The 26522-nt window shown below is 64.9% G+C and carries 18 protein-coding genes and 1 tRNA gene; 5 read left to right on the top strand and 14 right to left on the bottom strand.

Annotated features, from left to right (window positions below):
- Positions 1–21 precede the first annotated feature (21 nt).
- The gene (locus ACPVPU_RS10900) at positions 22–777 is read right to left on the bottom strand and encodes a murein L,D-transpeptidase catalytic domain family protein (RefSeq protein WP_448657966.1); all 756 of its coding nucleotides are present in this window, start codon (positions 775–777) and stop codon (positions 22–24) included.
- 176 nt (positions 778–953) lie between these two features.
- On the opposite strand from ACPVPU_RS10900, the gene ACPVPU_RS10895 reads away from it, so the two are divergent.
- Entirely contained in the window at positions 954–1655 is a 702-nt protein-coding gene (locus tag ACPVPU_RS10895) for a L,D-transpeptidase family protein (RefSeq protein ID WP_448657965.1), read from the top strand.
- A 111-nt stretch (positions 1656–1766) separates the two neighbouring features.
- On the top strand, positions 1767–2975 hold the full coding sequence (locus ACPVPU_RS10890) for a GNAT family N-acetyltransferase (protein WP_448657964.1): 1209 nt from the start codon (positions 1767–1769) through the stop codon (positions 2973–2975).
- A gap of 35 nt (positions 2976–3010) precedes the next feature.
- On the opposite strand, the gene ACPVPU_RS10885 is transcribed toward ACPVPU_RS10890, so the two are convergent.
- The 10 genes from ACPVPU_RS10885 to ACPVPU_RS10840 all read right to left on the bottom strand — a co-directional run bounded on the left by ACPVPU_RS10885 (position 3011) and on the right by ACPVPU_RS10840 (position 17164).
- A tRNA-Glu gene (locus tag ACPVPU_RS10885) sits at positions 3011–3085 on the bottom strand.
- Between the two features lie 73 nt (positions 3086–3158).
- Positions 3159–4919, bottom strand: a complete 1761-nt coding sequence (gene recJ, locus ACPVPU_RS10880; RefSeq protein WP_448657963.1) for a single-stranded-DNA-specific exonuclease RecJ — start codon at positions 4917–4919, stop codon at positions 3159–3161.
- 176 nt (positions 4920–5095) lie between these two features.
- Entirely contained in the window at positions 5096–6052 is a 957-nt protein-coding gene (locus ACPVPU_RS10875; RefSeq protein WP_448657962.1) for an NAD(P)H-dependent flavin oxidoreductase, read from the bottom strand.
- Positions 6053–6146: 94 nt separating this feature from the next.
- A complete protein-coding gene (locus ACPVPU_RS10870; RefSeq protein WP_448657961.1) occupies positions 6147–6671 on the bottom strand; it encodes a gamma carbonic anhydrase family protein in 525 nt (174 codons plus the stop codon).
- A gap of 114 nt (positions 6672–6785) precedes the next feature.
- On the bottom strand, positions 6786–8375 hold the full coding sequence (locus tag ACPVPU_RS10865) for a class II 3-deoxy-7-phosphoheptulonate synthase (RefSeq protein ID WP_448657960.1): 1590 nt from the start codon (positions 8373–8375) through the stop codon (positions 6786–6788).
- A gap of 62 nt (positions 8376–8437) precedes the next feature.
- Positions 8438–9937 (bottom strand): tryptophan halogenase family protein, encoded by a 1500-nt coding sequence (locus ACPVPU_RS10860; RefSeq protein ID WP_448657959.1) that lies wholly within the window; start codon positions 9935–9937, stop codon positions 8438–8440.
- Positions 9934–10872, bottom strand: coding sequence for an alpha/beta hydrolase (locus tag ACPVPU_RS10855; RefSeq protein ID WP_448657958.1), 939 nt, complete (start codon positions 10870–10872; stop codon positions 9934–9936). The genes ACPVPU_RS10860 and ACPVPU_RS10855 overlap by 4 nt, the downstream gene beginning before the upstream one ends.
- Positions 10873–10939: 67 nt before the next feature.
- A complete protein-coding gene (locus ACPVPU_RS10850) occupies positions 10940–12520 on the bottom strand; it encodes an alpha-amylase family glycosyl hydrolase (protein ID WP_448660495.1) in 1581 nt (526 codons plus the stop codon).
- 11 nt (positions 12521–12531) lie between these two features.
- On the bottom strand, positions 12532–14325 hold the full coding sequence (locus ACPVPU_RS10845) for an alpha-amylase family glycosyl hydrolase (RefSeq protein ID WP_448657957.1): 1794 nt from the start codon (positions 14323–14325) through the stop codon (positions 12532–12534).
- Positions 14326–14404: 79 nt separating this feature from the next.
- Positions 14405–17164 (bottom strand): TonB-dependent receptor, encoded by a 2760-nt coding sequence (locus ACPVPU_RS10840; RefSeq protein WP_448657956.1) that lies wholly within the window; start codon positions 17162–17164, stop codon positions 14405–14407.
- A 267-nt stretch (positions 17165–17431) separates the two neighbouring features.
- Between ACPVPU_RS10840 and ACPVPU_RS10835 the strand changes: the two genes are divergently transcribed.
- Positions 17432–18466 carry a LacI family DNA-binding transcriptional regulator gene (locus tag ACPVPU_RS10835; RefSeq protein WP_448657955.1) on the top strand — a complete coding sequence of 345 codons (1035 nt, stop codon included), beginning with the start codon at positions 17432–17434 and terminating at the stop codon, positions 18464–18466.
- 26 nt (positions 18467–18492) lie between these two features.
- Here ACPVPU_RS10835 and ACPVPU_RS10830 read toward each other — a convergent pair whose 3' ends face one another.
- The 3 genes from ACPVPU_RS10830 to ACPVPU_RS10820 form a co-directional block, all read right to left on the bottom strand.
- Positions 18493–19299 (bottom strand): hypothetical protein, encoded by an 807-nt coding sequence (locus ACPVPU_RS10830; RefSeq protein ID WP_448657954.1) that lies wholly within the window; start codon positions 19297–19299, stop codon positions 18493–18495.
- Between the two features lie 173 nt (positions 19300–19472).
- Entirely contained in the window at positions 19473–20420 is a 948-nt protein-coding gene (locus tag ACPVPU_RS10825; RefSeq protein WP_448657953.1) for a DUF808 domain-containing protein, read from the bottom strand.
- A gap of 94 nt (positions 20421–20514) precedes the next feature.
- Positions 20515–23220, bottom strand: a complete 2706-nt coding sequence (locus ACPVPU_RS10820) for a glycosyl hydrolase 115 family protein (RefSeq protein WP_448657952.1) — start codon at positions 23218–23220, stop codon at positions 20515–20517.
- Between the two features lie 164 nt (positions 23221–23384).
- On the opposite strand from ACPVPU_RS10820, the gene ACPVPU_RS10815 reads away from it, so the two are divergent.
- The gene (locus ACPVPU_RS10815) at positions 23385–24872 is read left to right on the top strand and encodes an MFS transporter (RefSeq protein WP_448657951.1); all 1488 of its coding nucleotides are present in this window, start codon (positions 23385–23387) and stop codon (positions 24870–24872) included.
- Positions 24873–25022: 150 nt separating this feature from the next.
- Entirely contained in the window at positions 25023–26516 is a 1494-nt protein-coding gene (locus ACPVPU_RS10810; protein WP_448657950.1) for a CoA-acylating methylmalonate-semialdehyde dehydrogenase, read from the top strand.
- Positions 26517–26522: the final 6 nt, after the last annotated feature.

Here is a 26522-nt window from a genome sequence, read left to right as displayed (position 1 = left end):
CGAACGCGCCACTAACGCCGTTCAGGCCGCGGCCTGAACCTCGTTCGATTTGCCGGCATAGATCATGCGGCCTTCGCCCAGCGCGCCGAACAGGTTGGCCAGTTCGGTTTCGCCCACGGCAAAACAGCCCTGGCTGCGGCCCAGCTTGCCGTGCTTCTGGATCATGTCGGCGTTCGCATACCAGGCGGCATGGATGACGATCGCCCGTTCCCACGCCAGGTTGTTGGTCGGATCCAGTCCCATCAGCCGCTGTGAATGGCCATGCTGGCCGACATAATAATCGCGGGTGACATAGGTGCCCGACGATGTGCATTCGCTGTCCGGCACGTTGGAGAAACGCTGCAGGAAACCGGTATGGCCGGGATCGGATCCGCTGCCATGCGACACCAGCAATTCACGGACCTGTCCATCTTCTAGGTTGATCAATTGCAACCGGGGGCGGGCGGAACCTGGCGTGAAATCGGCGATGACGATCCGGTCGCGCACCGCGATCTTCGGTCCATGCCATTCCATCGCGGCCAGCGCACGGCGATACAGGTCGGGCCTAACGCCTTGCGGCGCATCCCGTCTGGCGACCAGCACAGGCGGTTCGGCGGGCAACGCCCCTGCGGGCACCGGCACCGGTTCGTGCGGCGCGGCGGCCGTGCGCAGGCTGAATGCGCCAGTCGCCCGCTGACTTGCGCAACCCGCCACCAGCCCCGATCCGACCAGACCGATGCCGGCCAGAATCTCCCGTCGTCCAAATCGCCGCTGAATGGAATCGTCCGCCTGCGCCATAAACCGCTATGCTGCTCCGCATCGTCGCCGTGGCATCCAGCGTAGCAGGTCGTACCGGTCGAGTCGCCCCGCGCCCTTCGGTCGGTCGCTCAAGCCGCACGGCCCGGCGCGCCAGGCAGGGTTAATGCCGCATTCACCAGCATTGGATCGGCCCGAAAAACTTGCAATAATGCGCCATGCGCGAGTCCCTGATCCTCCTGAGTGCGGCGATGGCATTGGTCGCCATGACTGGCCCGGCGCAGGCCGAGGCCGCCGCCGACGGGCTGTTGCCGGTGCCCCTGGCCGGGGTGGAGCGGATGCGTCCGGGGGATCATCGCTGGTTCGATGATGCCCCGACCCAGGGGCCGGTGGCGGTGGTCGTGTCCATCCCGATGCAACTGGCGCTGGTCTATCGCAACGGCACGCTGATCGGCGTATCGACGGTATCCACCGGCAAGCGGGGCAAGGAAACGCCCATCGGCGAATTCAGCATCCTGCAGAAAAAGGTGTTTCACCGGTCCAATCTCTATTCCAACGCCCCCATGCCCTATATGCAGCGTCTGACCTGGACCGGGATCGCGCTGCACGCCGGTGCCTTGCCGGGCTATCCCGCATCGCATGGCTGCATCCGGTTTCCGCTGGCATTTGCCCGGCGGCTGTTCAGCGAAACCGAAATGGGGGGCAGCGTGGCGGTGACCGATCAACCGATCGCCCTGTTGCGTCAGGCCCCCGGCGCACTGCCGCCGCCGATGATCGAAATCCTGCCGGATGCGGTCGATGACGAACGGTTCAACCGGGTCGTCGCGGCCAATTGGTTCGCGCTTGCCCCCGGCGAAGTGGCGTTCGCGCCCGCCCGGCCGGTGGTGCAGCCTGTGTCGGTGCCGCGTCGCCGCCGCTGATCCGCACCCGCCATAAACCCACGGCTTCGTTTCCGATCGCGGGTTTACCAACAGGTATCCTTTCCCCGCTATGGCCGGATTGCCAGGGCGTAAGGGGAAAGAAGAAACGACATGGCGACGGCACCCGCCGCATCGGACTTTGGCAGATTTTCCTGCGGGCCGCCGGTCGTCCATCTGTTGTCGGGCTTTCCGGCGGTGATCGACCGGTTGGCGGAGCAGGGCCAGCCAAGCCATCGGTTCCTGCGCCGTGCCTGGTTCGATCGACCCACCGCCCAGCGATCCCAGACCCTGTTCATCGAAAGCCCGTCGCGCGTGCCGCTTGCTGCGTTGCCGTTGGTGGCGGCGCATGGCTCGATCCCGGCAGGCCGGGCGATGGCGGGATGTTACTGGCCATTTCGCAGCTTTCCCGCATCCCCCGATCTGACCGTCGATCATCTGGTGGCCGTCCTTGGGGAACGCCGGGTCCAGCAAAGCATCGGGCCTCTGCTTCGCATCGGACCGGTGCTGTCCGACGATCGCCAGGCCAATCTGATGCGAGACGCGGCCGGCCGGCTCGGCTGGCAGGTGCTTGAACGTCGCCTTGGCGTCAGTTTCCGCCAGCCGCTTGCCGAGCAGTTTGCCACGGGAGCGTTTCCCGGTCCGAGCCTCAAGCGCAAGATGCGCACTGCGGAGCGGCGGATCCAGGAAATCGGCACGCCGGACGTCCGGATTGTCCGAGGCCGGGAATGGAGCCCGGCCGTGCTCCGTCAGCTTGCCGACATCGAAGCGGCCAGCTGGGTCGGCAGCAGCACCGATCATAGCGGTGCCAAGTTCCTGAAGCCGGAATCGCTTGCCTGTTGGAACCGGGTGATTGGCGATCGCCACCTGGCCGACCGGCTGTGCGCAACGATCCTGACGATCGACGGGCGGCCGGTTGCCTTTTCCTTCGACCTGATTTGCGGGCCGATGCTCTATGCCGTTGCCAGCAGCTACGATCAGGCATTCGCCCGGATCAGCCCCGGTGCGCTGGTGACGGTCCATGCCTTGAACCATGCCGTCACACTGGGCGTCGAAACGGTGGACTGGGGATGCGGCGATACCGGGTACAAGACCGAATGGGGCGCACAACCCGGCCCGGCGATCGTCGACCTGCTGTTCGTACGCAGTCCGGTGCTGGCAGCGGCGCTGCGCCCTGCATGGGAAGTACCGGGCGAACCTCCGCAGCGCGCCATGACGACGGGCCTGTCCAACATGTTGAGCGAAATGGGATTGCCCGGTGCCGGCCGCGTCCTGGTGCCGGGCATCGCCATGGCGGTCGCGGCGATGATGCTGTCGGAATGAAGCGACCCGAGGACGCCGATCTGGCGTCCGGTCGATGGTGACCCCTACGGGAATCGAACCCGTGTTTCAGCCGTGAAAGGGCCGCGTCCTAACCGCTAGACGAAGGGGCCGTGTCGAAGACGACGGACGCGCTCCCTATGTCAGGGGCGGGCGGGGGTCAACCCGGTGGAGCGAAATTTTCGTTCAATTCGCCCATGCCGCATCGTCCAGATGCAGTTCGGCCGCCGGACGACTGCCCCAATCGTCGGTTTTCGCTCGACCGGCCAGCCACAGGCGGCGATGCGAAGGGGCCGCGAGCAGCGCCTGGCCCAGCGGCGTGTCCGCCGAACGGAACGCCATGGCCTTCAGGCTGGCACCATCATCGCCGTTCACGATCGCGCGGACATGGCCGTTGCCCACCACGTCGCACCGGACGATCCGGACGGGTCCGGTCGCCACGCGCGGGCCGGGCCAGCCCATGCCATAGGGGCCGGCCGCCTCCAGCGCATCGACCAGCGCGGGGTTCAATCCGCGCGGCGTCACCATCGCATCGACCAGCAATGCGCGTTCCCCCATTGCGCGATCGACGGTCGCCGACAGCCGCTCGTGCAGGAAATCGGCCAATCGCTGCACCTGGTCGGCAGCGATGGTGACGCCAGCCGCCATCGCATGGCCCCCGCCCGCGATCAGCAGGCCCATGTCCTTGGCCGCCAGGATCGCCGCGCCCAGATCGACGCCAGCGATGCTGCGCCCCGATCCCTTGCCGATGCCTGCTTCGTCCACGGCAATGACGATCACGGGCCGTCCCAGCTTTTCCTTCAGCCTGCCCGCGACGATCCCGATGACGCCGGGATGCCAGCCATTGCCCGCGATGACCGCGACCGCCCGGTCGCCATGATGCGTGGCTTCTGCCTCCGCTGCCTGCTGGACCTCGGCCTCGATCGCGCGGCGTTCCTCGTTCAGCAGGTTGAGCTCCTCGGCAATGCTGCGCGCCTCTGCCGGATCGCTGGTGGTCAGCAACCGGACCCCCAGGTCGGATCGGCCGACCCGCCCGCCCGCATTGATGCGCGGCCCCAGCGCAAAGCCCAGATCGGTACAGTTCGGTGCCCGTGTCAGCCGCGATGCCTCGATCAGGGCATTCAGGCCGATATTGCGGCGACCGGCCATCACCTTCAGCCCCTGCGCCACGAAGGCGCGATTGAGACCCCGCAGGGCGGCGACGTCGGCCACAGTACCCAGCGCGACAATGTCCAACAGGTCGAGCAAACGCGGCTCCGCCCGGCTGGCAAAGTAGCCACGGCCGCGAAGTACCCGCACCAGCGCCGCGCCGAGCAGAAACGCCACCCCCACTGCCGCCAGATGGCCGTGCGCTGCGCCCTCGGCCTCATCCAGACGGTTGGGATTGACCAGCGCATAGGCGGCGGGCAGCTCGGTCGCGCATTTGTGGTGATCCACCACGATCACTTCGGCCCCGGCGTCCCGCGCCATGGCCAGCGCGTCGAACGCCTGCGCCCCGCAATCGACCGTGACGATCAGGTCCGCGCCTTCGCCCTTCAACCGGACAAGCGCCTCGCCCGACGGACCATAGCCCTCCATCAGCCGGTCGGGGATATAGGGGCGGGGGGCCAGGCCCAGATCGCGCAGCAGCCGGATCAGCAGCGCAGCCGAAGTGGCTCCGTCGACGTCGTAATCGCCGAACACCGCCACCTGCTCGCGCCGATCGACCGCATCGGCCAGCCGCTCGGCGGCCCGGTCCATGTCGCGGAAGATGGAGGGGTCCGGCATGAATGCGCGGATCGACGGCGATTTGTGCGCCTCCACATCCTCGCGCGCGCAGCCCCGCGCCATCAGCAGCCGGGTCGTCAGGTCATCGGGCGAAAACCCCTGATCGGCGGCATTGGCGGGCGAGCGCCAGCGCCATGGTTGGCCAAGGACGGAGGATTGGACGTTGCAGACGATGGACATGGTCCAATCATCCTTAATCCGATGAAGGGACAGTGCGCCAGTGCCGTTTCCGCGTCGAAGAAGCCTCCCTCACCCTTCCGCGGCTGACGCCGCTCACTCCCTCTCCCGTTTACGGGAGAGGGAAGGGGCCCGCCGCGAAGCGGTGGGAAGGGTGAGGGTCTCCCGCTTTCGTGGCCTCAACCCGCGCTGCACACCCGCGCCCGCGCCGCCGCATATTCTGCCGACAGCCGCGCGACCCGTTCGGCCACGCTTTCCACCGCCGTCACCGCGCCGATGCCCTGGCCCGATCCCCAGATGTCGCGCCATGCCTTGGCAGCGCCGCCGCCGAAGTTCATCGCGCTCGGGTCGCTGTCGGGCAGATTGTCGGGATCAAGCCCCGCCGCCTCGATCGAGCGGCGCAGGTAATTGCCGTGGACTCCGGTGAACAGGTTGGAATAGACGATGTCCGCTGCCCGTCCGTCGACAATGCCCTGCTTGTAATCCTCCGACGCCCGCGCCTCGATCGTGGCGATGAAGGGCGAGCCGATATAGGCCAGGTCAGCGCCCGCCGCCTGTGCCGCCAGCACCGCGCCGCCATTGGCGATGGCCCCCGACAAGGCGACCGGGCCGTCGAACCATTGCCGCACCTCTTGCGTAAAGGCGAAGGGATTGAGCGTGCCCGCATGGCCGCCCGCGCCTGCGCACACCAGGATCAGGCCGTCCGCGCCCTTTTCCACTGCCTTTCGCGCAAAGCGGTCGTGAATGACGTCGTGCAGGGTGATGCCGCCCCAGCCATGCACCGCGGTGTTCAGGTCCTCGCGCGCGCCCAGCGACGTGATGACGATCGGCACCTTCCACTTCGCGCACGTCATCAGGTCCGCCTCCAGCCGGTCGTTCGATCGGTGGACGATCTGGTTGACGGCAAAGGGCGCGGCGGGCACGTCGGGATGGTCCCGGTCCCATGCCGCCAATTCCTCGGTGATCCGGTGCAGCCATTCGTCCAGCTGGGTTTGCGGCCGGGCGTTCAGCGCCGGGAAGGAACCGACGATCCCGGCCTTGCATTGGGCAATGACCAGATCGGGGCCGGAGATGATGAACAACGGCGAACCGATGACGGGAAGCCGCAGACGGTCGAGGATTGCAGGAAGTGCCATGATGCGAGATTAGCGCGAGCAATGGCGCTGTCGACTCCGCTACGGCACGGCTGCGCGATGCCCGCTCGGGTGTCGGACGGACGGCGCGGTGGACTCAATCCACCCGCTTCAGACCCGCAGCATAATGCCGGGCGCGCGCAGCATAGCCCGCAGCAGATGCGATCAGCCCGGCCTTTGCGGCATCGTCCAGCGTCCGCACGGCGCGGGCAGGGGAACCGATGATCAGCGTTCCCGGCTCGAACGTCTTGCCCTCGGTCACCAGTGCGCCCGCACCCACGATGCAGTCATCCGGGATATGCGCGTTGTTCAGCACGATTGCCCCCATCCCGATCAGCACTCGGTTGCCCAGCGTGCACCCGTGCAGGATCGCATGATGGCCGATGGTGCAATCCTGTCCGATGGTCAGCGGGGCACCGGGATCGCTGTGCAGCATCGCGCCTTCCTGAACATTGCTGCGCGCACCGATCAGGATCGGGGTATTGTCGCCCCGAGCCACCGCGCCGAACCAGATGCTTGCACCATCGCCCAGCCGGACGTCGCCGATCAGGTCCGCACTCGGCGCAACCCAGGCGTCCGTACCCAGCACCGGCCCTTTCCCGTCAATGGCGTATAGCGACATGGCAGGTCTTCTCGGTATCACCCTAACCATGCTCCCGCGAAAGCGGGAGCCCAGAGCAGCAAGCGATGGTCCACGCGGCCCTGGCCTCCTGCTTGCGCAGGAGCACCGCAAGCGTCAAGCCGCCCGCCGTCGCTGGCCCATTTCCTCGTTCAGCATCTCTGCCAGCAGGAATGCCAGCTCCAGGCTCTGTCCGGCGTTCAGCCGCGGGTCGCAGTGGGTGTGATAGCGATCGGCCAGGCCCTGTTCGGTAATCTCCACCGCGCCGCCGGTGCACTCCGTCACATTCTGGCCGGTCATCTCGGTATGGATGCCGCCTGCGTGTGTACCCTCGGCCCGGTGAACGGCAAAGAAACCGCGCACTTCGGCCAGGATGCGCTCGAACGGCCGCGTCTTGTAGCCATTGGCCGCCTTCACGACATTGCCGTGCATCGGATCGCAGCTCCACACTACCGGATGCCCCTCCCGCTTCACCGCGCGGACCAGGGCGGGCAGGGCGGCTTCGATCTTGTCATGGCCATATCGGGTGATCAGCGTCATCCGCCCCGGCACCCGTCCGGGGTTCAGCACGTCGAGCAACCGCAGCAGCGCGTCCGGCTCCAGGCTGGGACCGCACTTCATCCCGATTGGATTGCCGATGCCGCGCAGGAACTCGACATGGGCCGATCCCTCGAACCGCGTCCGGTCGCCGATCCACAGCATATGCGCGCTGGTGTCGTACCAGTCGCCGGTCAGCGAATCCTGCCGCGTCATCGCCTGTTCGTAGGGGAGCAGCAGCGCCTCGTGGCTGGTATAGAAACTCGTCGCCTTCAACTGCGGCACGGTGTCGGCGTCGATCCCGCACGCCGCCATGAAGTCCAGGGCCTCGCCGATCCGGTCGGCGACATCGCGGTATCGCTCCGTCCAGGCGCTTTGCCCCATGAAGTCATGCGTCCAGCGGTGCACCTGATGCAGGTTCGCATAGCCGCCGCCGGCGAATGCCCGCAGCAGGTTCAGTGTTGCCGCCGATTGCGAATAGCCGCGGATCATCCGCTGCGGATCGGGGATGCGGGCGTCTGCCGTGAACGCGATGTCGTTCACATTGTCGCCGCGATAGCTGGGCAGCTCGACGCCATCGATCGTCTCGGTATTGGCCGAGCGCGGCTTGGCGAACTGGCCCGCCATCCGTCCGACCTTCACCGTCGGCAGCTTGGAGGCAAAGGTCAGGACGACCGCCATCTGCAGGATGACGCGGAACGTGTCGCGGATGTTGTTCGGGTGGAACTCGGCAAAGCTTTCCGCGCAGTCGCCGCCCTGAAGCAGGAATGCCTTCCCTTCGGCCACCCGCGCCAGTTCGGCGGTCAGGTTGCGCGCCTCGCCAGCGAAGACCAGCGGCGGAAACGACGCGATCTGGGTGGTCGCCGCGTCCAGCGCAGCGGCATCGGGGTAAGTCGGCATCTGCAACGCCTGAAATGCGTCGCCCGTCCAGCTGTCCGGTCGCCATTCGGTGCGGCGGGACGGCTCGGGCGCTGCCAGATACCAGTCCTGATGATGGGCGATGCCATTGGCCGCAATCTGGTTGACGACGGCGGGATTGGCGCGCTTGCCATCCTCTTCCCATCCCTGCACGGTCGATCCGGGCGTGCCGAACCATGCCCCGAATGCGGAGCGGGAAAGCGATCGTTCCTCACGGAAGCGGCGAATCTTTGAGCCTGCAAGTGTCATCATAGCCGGGGCGGATTACCCCCACCGGGTAAGTGGTGCAAGCCTATTTTCCCGATCAGGGTAATCTATTCGGTCGCCATGTGGTTCAGCGTTTCGCGGTGCGCGTGAAAGTTGCGGCCACACGCCGCGATAAAGGACCGCACCTCCGCAACCGGACGGACGCTGCCACGCGGTTGGACCAGCCGTTCGGGAAAGATCCCGTATCCGGCGAACAGCGCGTGCCAGCTCATCGGCGTGTAATAGCGCGCGATGCCCAGCTGCTCGACTGTCGCGGCCACGTCGCCGCCGGTGAACCACGCGGTCATCACCTGTTTCAACGGTTCGGACAGGGCCTCGATCCCGGCTGCATCCTGCCAATATCCCGGGCTATCGCGGCGGTTCAGTGCATAATGGGCGACGATGTAATCGCGGATGCCCTCATATCGCATATTGATGCTGGCATTGAACGCATCGCGGTGGCGCGGGGTAAATCCGCCATCGCCATAAGTCTGGATGAACGCCTCCAGCGTGGACTGGACGATGTGGAGCGCGGTCGCCTCCAGTGGTTCCAGAAACCCTTGGGACAGCCCGACCGCCAGGCTGTTCGACACCCAGCTGTCCGCCACGCGCCCGACCTTCATGTCCAGAAACCGCACCGGCTGATCGTCGGGCAGATTGAGGTGACGGCGAAACTCCGCCTCTGCCGCATTCTTGTCGATGTACCGGCTGGAATGGACATAGCCGTTGCCGACGCGGGTCGTCAGCGGGATGCGCCATGCCCATCCGGCGGACAGCGCCGTCGCCTCGGTCTGGGGCGCGATCTCGCCGTCCGGCAGCGAGGAGGGGGCCACGACCGCCCGGTCGTTGAACAGGTTGTCGGCAAAGGACCGGAATGGCACGCCCAGCGCCTGTTGATGGATCAGGCTGCGAAAGCCCGAACAGTCGATGAAGAACTCGCCCGCCACTCGCTCGCCACCGTCCAGCATCAATGCGGCAACCACGCCATCGCCGGTCACCTCCACCCGCTCCACCGTCCGGGCCAGATGCGCGACGCCCAGCGCAAGGGCGTGGCCGCGCAGGAAAGCGCCCACCTTGTGCGCGTCGAAATGATAGCCGTATCCGATGCGGAACGGGAAATGGTCGGGCGCGATCGCGGCGCGGCCGTGCGCTGCCAGCCAGGCGGTCAGATACCAGTCATCGGGATGGGCGGGCACGTCCTCGCCGCGGCGCCTGGCGGCACAGGCGGCGAAATAGTCGCGCTCGGTGTGCAGATCGATGGCGGTGGGAAAGGGGTGAAAATAGCTCGCCGGGCCATGCGCGCTGCCCCATCCGGCAAAGCGGATGCCCGCCTTGTAAGTGGCGTCGCACGCCGCCATCCAGTCGCGCTCGGCGATCCCCAGCGTGTCGAACAACTGCTTCAGATGCGGCGTCGATCCCTCACCCACGCCGATGATGCCGATGTCCGGGCTTTCCACCACCGTCACCGCGACCCCGCGATCCCGCCAGTGATGCGCGATCAGGCACGCCGCCATCCACCCCGCGGTGCCCCCGCCCAATATGACGATGCGGTGGGTGGCTTCACTCACTCCCGACTGCCCCAGACCCAGGTCATCACTTCGTCCAGCCGTTCCGCCCAGGCGCGTTCGTCATGTTCGGTGCCGTGATAGACCTCGGCCCTCAGATCGCTGCCCTCGCGCCATCCCGCCGCCTTCAGCGTGGCAACGCCCCGGTCGAAATAGGGGCCGTAATACTGGTCCAGCGTTGCCGTGCCCCGGTCGATCCACAGCCGGCGGCCCTTGGGCGCGCCAACCGTCCGTGCCAGATAATTGCGCCACAACCCCTGCATCTCCGCTGCATCCGGGTCCATGTTGCGCGGATCGCCCATCGGCCAGTGGATCGACAATGCGCCGGCCCGGCCGAAAACGCGGGGATGTTTGGCCAGCGCCTCCAGCGAGATCAGGCCGCCCATGCTGGACCCCATGATCGCGGTATTAGCCGGGCCGTCCAGCGTCCGATAATTGCGGTCGACCCACGGTTTCAGTTCCGTGGTCAGATATTTGAGGTACCCCGACGAAACCACCGGATTTCCGCCCGCGCTTCGGATCATCTCCGCCCACACCTTGCCCCTGGCAGCGCGGTACAGCGTGTCGGGCAGATAGGTGCGATAGCGGTCGCCCTCTGCATTCCACGTACCCACGATGATGAACGGCGGCACGGTGCCTTCGTCGATCAGCCGCTGGGCGGTGGTATGCGCGGCCCAGACCTTGCCATATCCCGACAGCTTGGGATCGAACAGGTTCTGGCCGTCGGGCATGTAGAGGACGCGGTAGCGGATGCCGCTCTGCGCGTAACCGCGTGGCAGCCACACGGTCAGGCGGGGCGAGGCAGTATGCTTCGATGCGATCGGCTGGACATGGATCAGCGTGCCGTTGCGGTCCGCCGCGCGGATGCTGGCCAGATCCTGGGCATTGGCCGGCCCGGCGATCGCCACCATCGCCGCCGCTGCCACTCCCATCGTCATAAACCATCGCATGACTGCCAGCATATCAGCCTTTTCCCCGATTGTGCTGCGATCATGCCTGCAACGGTTATTGATCCGATTCCAGCACGATCGCCCCGTAAGGGGGCAACTCGCTGGCGGTCGCGCCATTGACGCTCATCGCCACCCGGCCATTGCCGCCGCTCCAGCTCAGCGCCTGACCGCCCAGATTGAAGGCGCAGCGCATCCGCTGGCCGTTCAGCCGGCGCTCGATGATGAACCGGTCCTCTGCCGCCTCGATCACGGTCAGTTCGCCCAGCCGCAGCGCCGGATGGCCGTTGCGCATCGCAATCGCCGCGCGGGTCCGGGCCAGCAGCGAATTGGGGTCGCGCTCCTGACTGTCCACCGCCAGCGCGGCATGATCCGCGCCAAAGGGCAGCCATGGCTTGGCATCGGAAAAGCCATGGCCCGGTGTCGACTGCTCCCACGGCATCGGCGTGCGCGCGCCATCGCGGCTAAGGGTCATTGGCCAGTTGGCGATCGCCTCCGGATCGCGCAGGTCGCCATGCGCGATATCGACCTGGGTCAGGCCCAGTTCCTCGCCAAAATAGAGGAACACGTTGCCGCGCAGACAGGCGAGCAGCACCGCCTTCATCTGGCCGAACGCGGCTGCATCTTGGGGGCTGGCCCAGCGCGAGATTGCGCGCGGCGCGTCGTGATTCTCGAACGCCCAGCTTGGCCAGCCCGTGCCGGCAGCATGGGGCCACCGGCCCATCGCCTCGGCCAGATGGCGGCCATCCAGTCGGTCGGCGTACAGGAAATCGAAGCTGTAGGCGCTGTTCAGCCGTCCGGTGCCGGCGGTGAACGCCTTCATCTCGCCATCCGGGTCCGGCCCGCCGACCTCCGCCACCGTAAAGGTCGCGCCATATTCGTCCAGCACCGCACGTAGCCGCTCCAGGAACAGCGGGATGTCGGCGTGCGACTGATTGTACAGATGCTGCTGGAAATCGAACGGCCGGGTGCGCGGCCGCCCGGTGTCAGGCGCCGGCGGATTGTCGCGCAGTTCCGGGTCGTGCATGGCGAAGTTGATCGCATCGATCCGAAATCCGTCCACCCCCCGGTCCAGCCAGAAGCGGGCGGTATCCAGCAGCGCCGCCTGCACATCGGGATGATGGACATGCAGCTGCGGTTGGCTCGACAGGAAATTGTGCAGATAATATTGCCCGCGCCGGGCGTCCCATGTCCATGCCGGACCGCCGAATACGGATTGCCAGTTTGACGGCGGGCTGCCGTCCGGCCGCGCGTCCGCCCAGACGTACCAGTCGGCGCGGGAATTGGCCCGGCTCGACCGGCTTTCGGCAAACCATGGATGTTCGTCGCTGGTGTGCGAATAGACTTGGTCAATAATGACCTTCAGGCCAAGCGCATGGGCGCGGGCGACCAGCGCATCGAAATCGGCCAGCGTCCCGAAAATCGGGTCGACGCCGCAATAATCGCTGACGTCATAGCCGAAATCCTTCATCGGCGAGGTGAAGAAGGGCGACAGCCAGATCGCGTCCACGCCAAGCGACGCGACATGGCCCAGCCTTTGGGTGATGCCGGGCAAGTCGCCAATGCCGTCGCCGTTCGCATCCTGGAAGCTGCGCGGATAGATTTGATAGATGGCGGCCCCGCGCCACCATTCGGGCATGTCGACATCACTCACTTGGCGGCCTCGCAGATCGCATAGCCTAGCGCGGGGAGGGAATAGCGGGCGCTGCCCGGTGCGGTCACGCTGGCGCACGGCCCGTGCAGTGCCGTGAACTGCCGCGTCGCCGGGTCGATCTCGACATTGCCGCTGACCGGCCTGGTGCTGGTATTGAACAAGAGCAGCGTTTCTGCACCCGTCTCGGGATGGAAACGCGAGACCGCGAACAGCCCCGGTTCCTTGCCATAGGCGCGCACCAGCGACTTGCCCCGGCGCAGCGCCGCGCTGTCCTTGCGGATCGCCGCCAGCCGGGCAAAGGCCCGGAACAGGGGATGCTGCGTATCGAAATTGCTGTCGGCGGTGGTCCGTTTGGTCCCGATCAGGCGATTGTCGTTATAGCTGGCGACGCGGCTTGGAAACATATCCTCGCGCGCATCCTGGTCGATGCCGTCCCCGGCAAAACCCTGTTCGTCGCCCGAATACAGGGTCGGCACGCCGCGCAGGCCGAACATGAACGCATGGGCCAGCTCGACGCGCGCCATCACCTCGGCATCGCTCGCCTGTGGGAACGCCTTTCGCACATAATGGCCGAAGCGCCCGCCATCGTGATTGCCGGTAAAGGTGGGCAGGATGTCCGCACCCTCGGCATAGAGCGCATCGCCGTCCAGCAACCGCACGAACAGGTCGGTGCCGCCGGTGCCCGCAACCCCCTCGATCACCGCGCTGCGGAATGCGAAGTCGAGCACTGCGGGATAGCGATCGACATGGGTAAAGCGCGCCAGGCCGCCGGGGTTGACCCCGTCCAGCGCCACTTCACCGAAGATGTGGAAATTCGGGATGCCCTTCGCGCGTGCCCGCTCGCGCATCGCGGGCACGAACTTCTGCCAGAATTCCGGGTTCACATGGCGGGCGGTATCGATGCGGTATCCATCGATGCCGAACTCGTCGATCCAGCCGCCGAAAATGTCGATCATCCCCTGCACCACCACCGGGCTTTCGGTCATCAGGTCGTCCAGCCCGACGAAATCGCCCATGGTCGAACTTTCATTCTCGAAGGTCGTGTTGCCGCGATTGTGGTAATGGATGGGATCGTTCAGCCATGCGGGCAGTTTCACATTCCGCTCCGCTTTCGGCACGAAGGGGGTATAGGCCCAGCGCGGATCGGTCAGCCGCGCGAAATTCTCGCCCGTCATCACCTGATCCCCGGCAAAGCCCGGATTGATCGGCTTGCCCGTCACGCCGCCCTGCCGCGAATAGGGATAGTCCGCGCGGGAACGGTAATCGCACCCGCCGCATTCGCGGTACTGGATCACGTCCGCCGTATGGTTGGCGATGATGTCCATATAGACCTTCATGCGGCGCCGATGCGCTTCATCGACCAGCGCCTTGAAATCCGCGTTGCTGCCGAAATGCGGGTCGACCTGCGTGAAATCGGTCACCCAATATCCGTGATAGCCCGACGATTCCTGGCCCGGTCCGCCTTGGACCGGCTTGTTCTTGAAGATCGGCGCCACCCAAATGGCGGTTGCGCCCAGCGCCTGGATATAATCCAGCCGCTGGATCAGCCCTTTCAGGTCGCCGCCATGGTAGAACCCCTTGTGTTGAGGATCGAAGCCATGCGCCATCCGGTCGCCCCGGATGCCGCCCGTGTCGTTGGTTCGGTCGCCATTTTCGAACCGGTCGGGCAACAGGAAATAGATGACCTCGTCCTGCGGCAATCGCTGGCGCAGGTCCTGGGCTTGGGCGGCTGAGGTCAGCGCGCTGAGGGCGGCCAGTACGGCCAGCGGGCGGGCGAAACGATGCGGCATGGCCATCCCCTGTTCGGGCGGTGGTTCAAAACACACAGGACCGGGCGGAATGCGCCCGGTCCAGCAAGTGGGGGAGGGGTCAGAACCGATAGGTGAAGCCGGCCAGGAACCGGCGACCATAGGTCTGGTAATCGGTCACCGTCGCGGGCTTGGTCGGATCGGCCACCGATGCGAACGGCTCGTCGGTCAGGTTCTGGCCCTGCACATAGACGGACAGGCCGTTCAGCGCGCCGGACGTGAAGTCATAGCCGACCTGCGCATCGACGATCAGTTCCTCCAGCGCGGTCTTGCGGGCGATCGATCCGTCGAACGCGCCGAAATCGCCAAGGAAGCCGGAGCGATAGCGGACGCTGCCACGAGTATTGATGCCCCATTTTTCAAAGAACACCGTGCCGTTGGCGACCCAATTGGAATAGCCGGGGATCTGGTCGATCTGCCCCTGCGCATTCTGGACCTTGGTTTCGGTGTAGCCGACGCCGCCGGTCACGCCAAAGCCGTCCAGCGCGCTGGTGATGACTTCGAACGGCAGGGTGAAGGCAAACTCGGCGCCATAGAAATCCCCGCCGCCGGTGTTGATCTCGGTATCCAGCAACCCGATCGTCGGCAGGCCCGGGGGCGCATTGGCTGGCAGCGGAAAGGCCGAATAGTCGAAGGTGAACCGGCCGCCGTCGATGTAATTGACGATGTCCTTATAGTAGAGCTGCACTGCGACGAAGCCGTTCCGACCGAAATATTTTTCGAAGTTCAAATCGATGGCGTTGGCGCGATAGGGGCGCAGATACGGGTTGCCGCCGCCGCCCGAAATGATGGGACGGCCAGGCGTGATGTCGTTGTTGACGCCGTATCCGATTGCGACGCGCATATCGTCCAGCTGCGGGCGCATGATCTGGCGCGACGCGGCGAACCGGATCACGAAATCGCTGTCGAACCGCAGCGACAGGTTCATGCTTGGCAGGACGTCCCAATAATCGGTGCCAAGCGTGGTGACGACCGGCCCGGTCGGCGGATAGATGAAACCCGTCGATTTCTGTTCGGCCCAGATCGCCTGGACGCCGACATTGCCGGTCAGCGTCGCGCCACCAAGTTCACTGCGCAGATCGGCCTGGACATAACCCGACATCAGGTCTTCGCCCACCGAATACAGCTTGGACAGCACGTCCTGCGACGTGTTGGGATCGAACAGCAGCTGCCCGCTTTCGGTCAGTGCGCGCGGATCGTAGCTCAGCACCGGACCCAGCCCGAGATAGGCCAGGTTGGTCGATTCCAGCACCACGCCTGGCGGCACCGGCGCTTCGCGTGCGCCGTTCGGCAGCACCAGGAACGCCTCGTCCGGGGTCAGCGACTTCAGACGGTCGGTATAGGCAAGGCCCATGCGGACGCCGGAGATGAAATTGCCGTTCTCGAACTCCTTGCCGACTTCGACGCGGTACTGCTTCAGCACGTCCTCGACGCGGCGGTCGTTATAGTAACCCGCCTGGATGCGGCTGCCGCCCCAGCCAAGCGGATCGGTCAGCTTGATCAAGCCGGTGTCGGCATAATTCAGCGTCGGGGTGAAAAAGATGCCGCGGCCGTTGTTGACGAACTGGATGGTGTCGGTGCGATCGTTGGCGGCGAAATTGTCGTTGGGATCGTTCGGATCGTCCCAGTCATAGCCGGTGCCGGCATAGCTCTGGAACGACAGTTCGTTGCGGTTGGTGCGCGAATAACCGAAATCGATCATCGCGTTCCAGCCGTCGTCCCCTTCATATTTGGTGTTGAAACCGGCCGAATACAGGTCGGATTCCTTGTCGAACCGGTCGTTGCGGATCACGCCCTGCACGTTGCGGAACGTGCCCGTCCGCCACACGCCGTCCTCGGCCGTCGCGCCGGTGGGATCGAAGGTGGTGCCGAAAAAGCTGAAGGGCAGTTCGATGCCGCGCTTGATCTGCTCGTCCTTGAACTTGGAATAGAAACCGTCGAGCGTGATCATCCAGTTGGGTGCCGGCTCATACTGGATCGTGCCGTTGATCCCCAGCCGCTTGAGCTGGGTCGAGGTGACGAACGACTTGGACCCGGCCGGGGCCTGGTTGCCGTTGCCGGTAGGGTCGAAATAGCCCCAGGCGTTGAACTCCTGAACCTGATACGGCTCGTCGACATAGGATGCGGCAAGCGAGATGCCGATCGTGTCCTCGGCGAACTGGCGCACGAACGTGCCGTTGACGCGGTAGCCCAGGTCGCGCGACCCGGTATTGAGCTTGCCCAGATCGGCATAGGAGCCGCGAGCACCCACGGCCAGCACGCTCTTGCCATATTCCAGCGGGCGGATGGTGCGCACGTCCACCGTGCCGACCAGACCCTGGCCGATCAGATTGGCGGTCGGCGATTTGTAGATGACGACCTGATTGACGACTTCCGCCGGGAACTGGTCGAATTCGATCCCGCGATTGTCGCCATTCGACGTTTGCTCGCGGCCGTTCAAAAGCGTTGTGGAGAAATCGGGGCCGAACCCACGAATGGCGATCACATTGGCGCGGCCATTGGCGCGCTGCGACGTGACGCCGGGCAGGCGCGCGATGGATTCGCCGATCGAATTGTCCGGCAGCTTGCCGATATCCTCGGCAGTGACCGATTCGACGATCTGGTCGCTATCCTTCTTTTCCGAAACCGCGCTTTGCAGCGACGCGCGAAAACCGACCACGACGATGGATTCGTCGGTTTCGGTCTGCTCCGCCTCGTCGTCGGCGGGGGCTGCGTCCTGTGCCATGGCCGGTGCGGCGGCCAGTGCCATCGCCAGCGCGCTCGAGGTCAGGCAAAGCCGGATCAGGCCGTGCGGGCCGCGCGCATTCGTTGCAACTTTCATTCTATCCTCCCCAGGATCCCGGCGGCCCGCTTCGTGTGGCGGTGCTGTGTCTTTTTCTTTCGCGTGCGGGTGCTGAACCATGATCGGGCACCATGCATCCGATGGCCCTGCATGACGCCTGCCCCTTGGCGCGGGCAACAAATGTGCATACGAATACGCCTATGCACTCGTATGCACGACCGCCAAAGGGCGGGTGGATGCGGCTTTTCGGCACCAGTGGTGCCATACCCGTTTTTTGAAACGGGTCCGGGGAGGATGGAGGATGCCATGACGGCACCGCGAAAGATCACCAGTTTCGACATCGCCGAGCTTGCCGGCGTCTCCCAGCCGACGGTGTCGCGCGCGCTGCGGGGCAGTCGCGCGATCAGCGAGGAAACGCGCAAGCGGATCGAGGCGATCGCCGCCCAGCTCAATTACAAGGTCGACAAGAACGCATCGAACCTGCGTTCCCAGCATTCCAATACGCTTGCCCTGCTGTTCTTCGAGGATCCCTCGCCGGACGACAGCCAGATCAATCCGTTCTTCCTGTCGATGCTGGGGTCGATCACCCGTGCCTGCGCCCAGCGCGGCTATGACCTGCTCATCTCGTTCCAGCAGTTCAGCACCGACTGGCACAAGGAATATGAAGACAGCCGCAAGGCGGACGGCATCATCCTGCTCGGCTATGGCGATTACGAAACCTATCGCGGCCGGCTGGAACAGCTGGTGGAGCAGGGGACGCATTTCGTCCTGTGGGGGTCCAGCCGCGACGGGCAGCCCGGAGTCACCATCGGATCGAACAATTTTCAGGGCGGGCATGACGCCACCCGCCACCTGATCGAACGAGGGCGGAGCCGGATCGGGTTTCTGGGCACGGCATCCACCCATTACCCGGAATTCTTTGCGCGGTACCGGGGCTATGAAGCGGCATTGGCGTCGGCCGGCCTGGCCGCCCAGCCTGGGCTACAGGCGGATGCGCTGTCGAACGAGGCGGACGGGGAGGCTGCAGCCGCTGCGCTGATCGAATCTGGCCATGGCTTCGATGCGCTGGTCTGTGCCAGCGATCTGATCGCCATCGGCGCGATGCGGACGCTTCAGGCGGCGGGGCTGGACGTGCCGGGCGATGTGGCGCTGGTCGGCTTCGACAACATCACCGCCGCTCGGCTGACGCGGCCGCCGCTGACCAGTGTGGTGCAGGACAGCCGGGCGGCGGGGGCGACCCTGGTCGACACGCTGATCCGCCTGATCGCCGGCGATGCCGCGCAGGATCAGGTGCTGCCCGTGCATCTGGAGGTGCGGGGGTCAAGCGATCACCCCCGCTGATCGCCCGGCACCGCGCCCGACCGCGCTTAATTGATCGTCAGGCTCGCCCCAGCATCGGGTGGCGTTGCCGCAACGCCAGCGACTACGGGTTGCGCAGCGCGGTCGATGACTTCGATTTTCTTGTCCTTGATCGCCTGCTTGACCAGTGATTTGATTTTTCCAGGCGTGCAGATCATGTGATATTCCAGCGCGTAATCGACGCTGGTGTCGAACGTATGGTTTGTCATCCGCAGGACCGTCTGGCGATATTGTGCCATCGCGTGCTTGGTCAGTCCTCTTACATCATCGATATTGTCGGCTGAAAACAGAAAGTTTTCCTCATAGACCGTCAGCCCGGCCAACGTCGCGGTCGAGGCCAGCGTCAGGCCCCGTTCCCAGTCGGCCCGCTTTTCCCCGTCGACGTCATTCTTGATATTCACGATCGAAAGGACCCCGGTCAGCAACGTCAGCACCGGCGCGACACTGGATCGCACGATGTTGGCTCTTGCCTGATTGCCGGCCTTGTCCGCGAAAAAATCGGTACAGCGCGCGTTGGTCATGCTGAAACTGGTTTCCAGCATCGCAATTGCCAGATCGTTATCGGATGACGCAGCGGCCGAAGCACATGCCGCAGCCACAAACCGATCCTCCAGAACACTCGTTCGTATCCCGGTTGGATCGTCGCAACTCAGGGTGTCGCCCAGATAGCCTGCCTGGAACGGCCGGATCGGCCCATGCACGCTGTAGGAACAGGCTTGCACCATCAATGCCGCCGCAACCGCAATAACGGTTTTTGTCCGCTTATTCCCCTTGCCCATTTCATTTAAGAAACGGCGATCGATCAAGCCAGCCATTTTCATGATCCCCCCAGATCAGGCGCGATAACCTTTGATCATTCCAATATCGTATCGACTTCCATTTTGGAAGTATGTTGGAATACTTTGTTTCGAAGGATCAGGAAAACTTAGCGGATTTGTTTCGGTTGTTCAGTCGCTTGGTAGGATGGGCGTTGGTGATCGTGCGGCCCTCAATGCGCCGACGCTTGGGTATCGCTTTTCTTCGGCAACAGGTGCAACAGGCCGACGATCGCCGCACCGACTACTGCCCCAACGATCCCGCTGCCGATGGCCGTGACAAGCCATTCGACCAATCCCCGAACCGCGGGCACCGCACTGCCCGCTGCGACCGCGATGTCGTGAATGACGTGCTCCGGCCCATCCAGCCCGAACACCGCCAGCCCGTGGACGATGATTCCGCCCCCGACCCAGATCATTGCCGCCGTCCCGACGACCGACAGCGTCTTCAGCAGCTTTGGCATGAAATCGACCAGACCGCGCCCGAACGCTGCCTGCGCACCACCGCCCCGCGCCATATGCAGCCCGATATCGTCCATTTTGACGATCACCGCCACCAGGCCATAAACGCCGACGGTAACCGCGACCCCGACCAGCGCCAGCACGATCGCCTGCTGCACGATTGACGCGCTTTCGATATCGGCCAGCGCGATGGCCATGATTTCTGCCGACAGGATGAAATCGGTGCGGATCGCGCCGGAAACCTGCCGGTTCTCCAACTCGACCGGATCGGTGATCGCCTCGACGCCCTCGCCGCCATGATGGCCGGACAGCTTGTGCAACACTTTCTCCGCGCCCTCGAAGCACAGATAGGCACCGCCGATCATCAGGAGCGGGGTAAGCAGCCAGGGCAGGAACGCGCTGATGACCAGCGCAGCGGGCAACAGGAACAGCAGCTTGTTTTTCAGCGATCCCAGCGCGATCTTGCCGATGATCGGCAGTTCGCGCTGCGGCGGCAGGCCGACGACATAGCCCGGCGTCACCGCGGCATCGTCGATCACCACGCCCACCGTCTTTGATCCCGCCCGTGCCGCCGCAGCCCCGGCATCATCGATCGTCGTCGCCGCCAGCTTGGTCAGCGCGGCAACATCGTCAAGCAGGGCAATCAGGCCACTGGGCATGGGGCGGTCATCCTGTGCGTGGAACCGCCTTTGCCTAGCCGCGACGGGCAATCGGCGCTACCGCTTTGTGCGGCGCACCCGACCGGCCGCTTCGCTACAGATAGGCGGTGGGCCGTTCGTCCATCCACAGAACCAGCTTCTGCAGCACGACATTGTCGTCGATGCGCACGACGCTGATGGTATGCGCGCCCTTGCTCACCATGCCCAGATCGCAGTCCAGCCGGACCAGATTGTCGATGACCGCCTGTGCCCACCATTTCTTGCCCGGCGTGTCCTGTGCACCGCCGGTCGGCTCCAGCGCGGCCTGCAGGATCTGGACCGGGCCATTGTCGCATGACACGCCGATCCGCACGCCGGCCGGCCCGATCGTATCCAGCGTCGGCGCCAGATACAGGGTCAGTTTCGCCTGACCGGTTTTGGGCGCATCGACCCGGTAATCCAGCGCGACGCCGTCCTGCGCGGTTGTCGGCGGGCTTCCCTGGGGCAGGGCGACGACGGCGCCCTTTGACCGGCCCAGATGGGCAATGGGGGTCCAGCTCAGCCCTTTGCCACCGCGCGCACGGTCGAAAGCCGTCGCCGCCACATGCACCTCGCCGGTCGGGCGCGCTGCATGCTCGACAAAGGCCGGACGGCGATTGCGCTGCGCCTCCGGCGTATCGCCCCCGACGCGGGTGATGCTGGGCATGGTCTGCTGGGTGGGGTCGTTCCAGATGACATAGCTCATGTGCACCTGCGCCATCATGCCGTCCCATTTGCCGCCGTTCAGCCGGTGATAGGCGTCGGTCAGTTCGGAGTCCCGCCGGAACGCGGCCTCGGTCTGGTCGGCGAAATAATTGGCCCGCGCATCGTTGGACGATGCCAGCCGCCTGTTCCACGCGGCCGCGTAATAGAGCCGGTAGAGGTTGGCGAGCGCCGCGATGGGATGTTCGACGATCTGGAAATAGGCGGATCGCTGATCCGGCCGCAACCGGTCGCGCACTGCGATCATTTCGGCTTCCAGCGCATCCCATTTGGCGATCATCTCGCCAAATTCCCCGCCGTCCAGCCCGTCTGGCGTCACGCCGCCAAGCGCGAAACTGTCCTGATCGATCAGTTCGGGTTTCCGCCACGCGGCATATTGGCTGTAGCGGGTGACCATCGACCCGATCGCATCGGCGTGCTCGGTGCCGAACGTCGACGCCGCCCAGCGCTTGGGATAATTGGCCAGGGCGGCAGGCCCCATCGCGTCGGGATTCCATGCCATGTCGAAGAAGAAACTGAGCGGATATTCCATCGGCTTGATGTCGCCGACATTGACGATCCACATGGACCGGGCGTCGCGGCGGTATGCCAAGTCCATCTGTTGCCAGACCTTTTCGATCTGGTTGGTGTTCAGCCATTTGTAGTTTCGCGGCCCGCCGACATAATCGAAATGATAATAGACGCCGTAGCCGCCGGTGCGCGGCTTGGCGCCGGGCGCGGGCAGGCGGCGGATCTGGCCCCAGTTATCATCGGCGAACAGCAGGATGACATCGTCGGGCACCTGCATGCCCTGATCGTAATAATCCTGCACTTCCTTGTAGAGCGCCCAGATCTGCGGCGTTTCGCTGGCCGGTTTGCCCGTGACGTCCGCGATGATCGACCGCTGGTCGGCGACGATCCGCTCCAGCAGCGGGATGGCGGTGCCCTCCGACATCGCCTCGTCGCCGTCGCCGCGCATCCCGATGGTGACGACGCTTTCATAGCCCCGGCCGTCGCCCTTCTGCATCATCCGCTCGATGCCGCCGCGCCAGAAGGTGCGCAGCTTGTCGGCATTCTTCTGATAATCCCACGGCCCGCCGGTGATGCCCGCTTCCTTGCCGCGATGCCATTCGTCATGCGCGCGCAGCATCGGTTCGTGATGCGAATTGCCCATGACGACGCCCATCGCGTCGGCCAGGACCATGTTCTGCGGATCGTCGGCGGCAAAGGCGCGGGGCGCCCACATGGCGGGCCACAGATAATTGCCCTTCATCCGCAGCAGCAGCTCGAACACATGGGCATACATGGCCGCATTGGCCCCGCCGAACTTCGCCTTTGCCCATTCGCTCAGGCACGGCGCCTCGTCGTTGATGAAGAACCCGCGATAGCGAACCTGCGGTTGCTGGACGGCGCTGTCGATGGTCAGCGCCAGATCGAAGCGCCGCTGGACGGGCACATCGGCAAACCAGTGCCACGGCGATACGCCCATGCGCTGCGACACGTCGTAGGTGCCGAACACCGCGCCGCGCCGGTCTGATCCGACGATCACCAGCGCACGTCCGATCCCGGGGAAGGGTTCATCGACGACGAACTGGCGATAGGCTTCCCATTCGCCGGCCAGTCCGCCGGCGTCGATCCGCTTGTCCGCCATCAACCGATCGATGAGGGCGCTCTGGCCCAGCACCCCGATCACGACCAGCGTGCGCGACGCTGTGCCGGGCCGGTCGGTCATCATCACGGGCTGGCGTCCGCTGACCCGATCGAGGTCGCTGGCGAAGCTGCGGGCGACACGGTCCACTGCGCTGTCGGCACCCCCATCGATCAGGATGTTGGCCGGCACGCCCTTTTCGATCAGGACGATCGCCGAACGACCGGCCGGTGCCGCCTGGGCTTCGTCGAACAGACCGAAGCCGGAGCCGACCGGCAGGAAAGCCGCTGCGGTCACTCCCAGCATCAGGCTGCGCCGGGTAATTGCTGTCGTCGCGTTCCGCTCCATGGCTTCCTCATCCTTCATCGCCAAGGGTGCTTGGTCGATCGTGTTACCGTGAACATGGCCATCCCGACCATAATCCGCAGCCATGGCCGCGCAAGGAAAAGATTGGTCGGCGACCGACGTGAAGGCTGGATCGCAGATGCCAATCCCGGGACCCACCCGTTGCCCCGCGCATACGAATACCGGTTCCCTTGGTCACCCAATGCTCGCAAGGTCCCGGCCAACGACAGAATAATCGGGAGGATTGGGCCATGGAAAAGCCGCGTCAGGGCTGGGCAGGCCTGTTCAACATCAGCTTCGGCTTTTTCGGCATCCAGATCGGCTTTGCACTGCAAAACGCGAACATGAGCCGCATTTTCCAGACACTGGGGGAATCGCTCGACAATCTGCCCGCGCTTTGGATCGCCGCCCCGCTCACCGGGCTGCTCGTCCAGCCCGTTATCGGTCATATGAGCGACCGCACCTGGCTCGGGCGACTGGGCCGCCGCCGTCCCTATTTCCTCGCCGGAGCGGTGCTGGCTGCGCTCTCGCTGTTCCTGATGCCGCTGGCAGAGGTCCTTATCTTTGCGGCGGTCATGCTCTGGCTGCTCGACGCCTCGCTCAACATCTCGATGGAGCCGTTCCGCGCATTCGTCGGCGACATGCTGCGAAAGGATCAGCATACCGCCGGATACGCGGTGCAGACGGCATTCATCGGCATGGGCGCGGTGGCAGGATCCATGTTCCCGTATCTGCTGACCAGCCTGGGTGTCGCCAATGAGGCCGCGCCGGGCGTGGTGCCAGATACTGTGCGCTGGAGTTTCTGGGCCGGGGCCGCTGCGCTGTTTCTGGCAGTGCTGTGGACCATCGTCACCACCCGCGAATATTCGCCCGCCGAAATGGCCGCCTTCGACGGCGAGGCCCAAGCCGACGAACAGCCGACGCGCTCGCTGGCCAGCCGTACCTTCGGCAGCGCACTCGTCTGGGTCGGTGCTGGCGTGGCCGTGATCGCGGCGGTTCAGGCGTTCGCGCTGGAAAAGGAGATGTTCCTGCTGGGCGGCCTGCTGATCGGTTATGGCGTCGCCAGCATCGCGGCGATCGCACTGGCGCGTCGGGGCCGTGACCGGAACATGCTGGCCAGCATCGTCGGCGATTTTTCGGGAATGCCCGGCATCATGAAGCGGCTGGCGCTGGTCCAGTTCTTCTGCTGGTCGGCACTGTTCATCATGTGGATCTATACGGCGCCCGTCGTCGCCGCGAATTATTTCGGCGCGACGGATACCAGCGGCGCGGCATTCAACGCCGGGGCCAACTGGGCCGGCGTGCTGTTCGCTATTCATAACGGCATCGCGGCGGTGGCAGCGCTCACCTTCCTGCCGATGCTGGCCCGGCGAATTGGCAGGGTGCGCACGCATATCATCGCGCTGCTGGCGGGGGCGGCGGGTTTTGCCAGCTTCTTCTTCATCGCCGATCATCGCTGGCTGATCGTCAGCGAAATCGGCATCGGCATCGCCTGGGCATCGATCCTGGCCATGCCCTATGCCATCCTCGCATCGGCCCTGCCGCAGCAAAAGCTCGGCATCTATATGGGCCTGTTCAACGTCTTCGTTGTGGTGCCACAGCTGCTAGTGGCGACGGTGATGGGCACGATCATGAAGGCGTTCTTTCCCAATCAGCCGATCTGGACCATGGCCTTTGCCGCAGGCGTGTTCATGCTGGCCGCCCTCGCAATGTTGCGCGTTCCAGAGCCTCGGGCATAACAAAGCTGAAATAAAATTACGTAGCGGGAACGAAAAAAGATCAGCTTTCCGGCGGGGCTGACAGTCACGGCCGGGTGTGGCACAACGCAATTAAATTACGCGAGCATGAGTCGGCGATAGACCGGCCATGGTGCCACAGGAGAAGATGCGATGCGCATAATCGACCATGTCCTGGCTGGGCCAGCCGTATCGGCCACCCGCTGGGGCGACGTGTTCGATCCCAATGCCGGCACGGTCCAGGCGCGGGTGGCGCTGGGCGATGCGGCGGTGCTGGAGACCGCTGTGGCGGCGGCGCAGGCGGCACAGCCGGGCTGGGCAGCGACCAACCCGCAACGCCGCGCCCGCGTGCTGTTCCGCTTCAAGGAACTGGTCGAGGCGAACATGGACGCGCTCGCGCATCTGCTTTCGTCCGAACATGGCAAGGTGATTGCCGATGCCAAAGGCGACATCCAGCGCGGGCTGGAGGTGATCGAGTTCGCCTGTGGCATCCCCCATGCGCTGAAGGGCGAATATACCCATGGCGCGGGGCCGGGCATCGACGTCTATTCGATGCGCACGCCCATCGGCATCGGCGCCGGGATCACCCCGTTCAACTTCCCCGCGATGATCCCGATGTGGATGTTCGGCGTCGCCATCGCATGCGGCAACGCCTTCATCCTGAAGCCCAGCGAGCGCGACCCTTCGGTCCCGGTCCGCCTGGCCGAACTGATGCTGGAGGCGGGCGCGCCGGCGGGGATCCTTCAGGTCGTCCATGGCGACAAGGAAATGGTCGACGCGATCCTCGATCATCCAGCGATCGGCGCGATCAGCTTTGTCGGCTCGTCCGACATCGCGCACACTGTCTATCGGCGCGGCGTCGATGCGGGCAAGCGGGTGCAGGCGATGGGCGGGGCCAAGAACCACGGCATCGTCATGCCCGATGCCGATCTGGATCAGGTGGTGGCTGACCTGTCCGGTGCCGCATTCGGATCGGCCGGCGAACGCTGCATGGCACTGCCGGTCGTTGTGCCGGTCGGCGAACAGACGGCCGACCGCCTGCGGGAAAAGCTGATCCCCGCCATCCACGCGCTGCGGGTCGGTGTTTCGACCGATGCCGAGGCGCATTACGGCCCGGTGGTCAACGCCGCGCATCGCGCACGGGTCGAACAATGGATCCAGACCGGCGTGGACGAGGACGCGGAACTGGTCATCGACGGGCGCGGCTTTCAGCTGCAGGGGCATGAACAAGGGTTCTTCATCGGCCCCAGCCTGTTCGACCGCGTCACCCCCGACATGGCGAGCTACCGCGAGGAAATCTTCGGGCCGGTGCTGCAGATCGTCCGCGCTGCCGATTTCGAGGAGGCGCTGCGCCTGCCCAGCGAGCATCAATACGGCAACGGCGTCGCCATCTTCACCCGCAACGGCCATGCCGCCCGCGAATTCGCTGCCCGCGTGAATGTCGGGATGGTCGGCATCAACGTGCCGATCCCGGTGCCGGTCGCCTATCACAGCTTTGGCGGGTGGAAGCGTAGCGCGTTCGGCGACGTCAATCAGCACGGTATGGAGGGCGTGCGGTTCTGGACCCGGGTCAAGACGGTGACGCAACGCTGGCCCGACGGCGCGCCTGACGGTAGCAATGCGTTCGTCATTCCGACCATGGGGTAAGCAAGA

It is taken from the genome of Sphingomonas paludis, assembly GCF_053502515.1.
Note: the sequence above shows the minus strand (reverse complement) of the source record. Positions and strands in the feature narration are given on the sequence as shown.

What these genes read in the sequence shown, in the direction of transcription:
- ACPVPU_RS10820 (WP_448657952.1), bottom strand. Translation starts at nt 23,220, where the DNA reads ATGGCTGCGGATTATGGTCGGGATGGCCATGTTCACGGTAACACGATC.
- ACPVPU_RS10845 (WP_448657957.1), bottom strand. Translation starts at nt 14,325, where the DNA reads ATGCCGCATCGTTTCGCCCGCCCGCTGGCCGTACTGGCCGCCCTCAGC.
- ACPVPU_RS10865 (WP_448657960.1), bottom strand. Translation starts at nt 8,375, where the DNA reads ATGATGACACTTGCAGGCTCAAAGATTCGCCGCTTCCGTGAGGAACGA.
- ACPVPU_RS10825 (WP_448657953.1), bottom strand. Translation starts at nt 20,420, where the DNA reads ATGCCCAGTGGCCTGATTGCCCTGCTTGACGATGTTGCCGCGCTGACC.
- ACPVPU_RS10900 (WP_448657966.1), bottom strand. Translation starts at nt 777, where the DNA reads ATGGCGCAGGCGGACGATTCCATTCAGCGGCGATTTGGACGACGGGAG.
- ACPVPU_RS10875 (WP_448657962.1), bottom strand. Translation starts at nt 6,052, where the DNA reads ATGGCACTTCCTGCAATCCTCGACCGTCTGCGGCTTCCCGTCATCGGT.
- ACPVPU_RS10850 (WP_448660495.1), bottom strand. Translation starts at nt 12,520, where the DNA reads ATGCCCGAATGGTGGCGCGGGGCCGCCATCTATCAAATCTATCCGCGC.
- ACPVPU_RS10810 (WP_448657950.1), top strand. Translation starts at nt 25,023, where the DNA reads ATGCGCATAATCGACCATGTCCTGGCTGGGCCAGCCGTATCGGCCACC.
- ACPVPU_RS10890 (WP_448657964.1), top strand. Translation starts at nt 1,767, where the DNA reads ATGGCGACGGCACCCGCCGCATCGGACTTTGGCAGATTTTCCTGCGGG.
- ACPVPU_RS10815 (WP_448657951.1), top strand. Translation starts at nt 23,385, where the DNA reads ATGGAAAAGCCGCGTCAGGGCTGGGCAGGCCTGTTCAACATCAGCTTC.
- recJ (WP_448657963.1), bottom strand. Translation starts at nt 4,919, where the DNA reads ATGTCCATCGTCTGCAACGTCCAATCCTCCGTCCTTGGCCAACCATGG.
- ACPVPU_RS10870 (WP_448657961.1), bottom strand. Translation starts at nt 6,671, where the DNA reads ATGTCGCTATACGCCATTGACGGGAAAGGGCCGGTGCTGGGTACGGAC.
- ACPVPU_RS10835 (WP_448657955.1), top strand. Translation starts at nt 17,432, where the DNA reads ATGACGGCACCGCGAAAGATCACCAGTTTCGACATCGCCGAGCTTGCC.
- ACPVPU_RS10855 (WP_448657958.1), bottom strand. Translation starts at nt 10,872, where the DNA reads ATGACGATGGGAGTGGCAGCGGCGGCGATGGTGGCGATCGCCGGGCCG.
- ACPVPU_RS10840 (WP_448657956.1), bottom strand. Translation starts at nt 17,164, where the DNA reads ATGAAAGTTGCAACGAATGCGCGCGGCCCGCACGGCCTGATCCGGCTT.
- ACPVPU_RS10830 (WP_448657954.1), bottom strand. Translation starts at nt 19,299, where the DNA reads ATGGCTGGCTTGATCGATCGCCGTTTCTTAAATGAAATGGGCAAGGGG.
- ACPVPU_RS10895 (WP_448657965.1), top strand. Translation starts at nt 954, where the DNA reads ATGCGCGAGTCCCTGATCCTCCTGAGTGCGGCGATGGCATTGGTCGCC.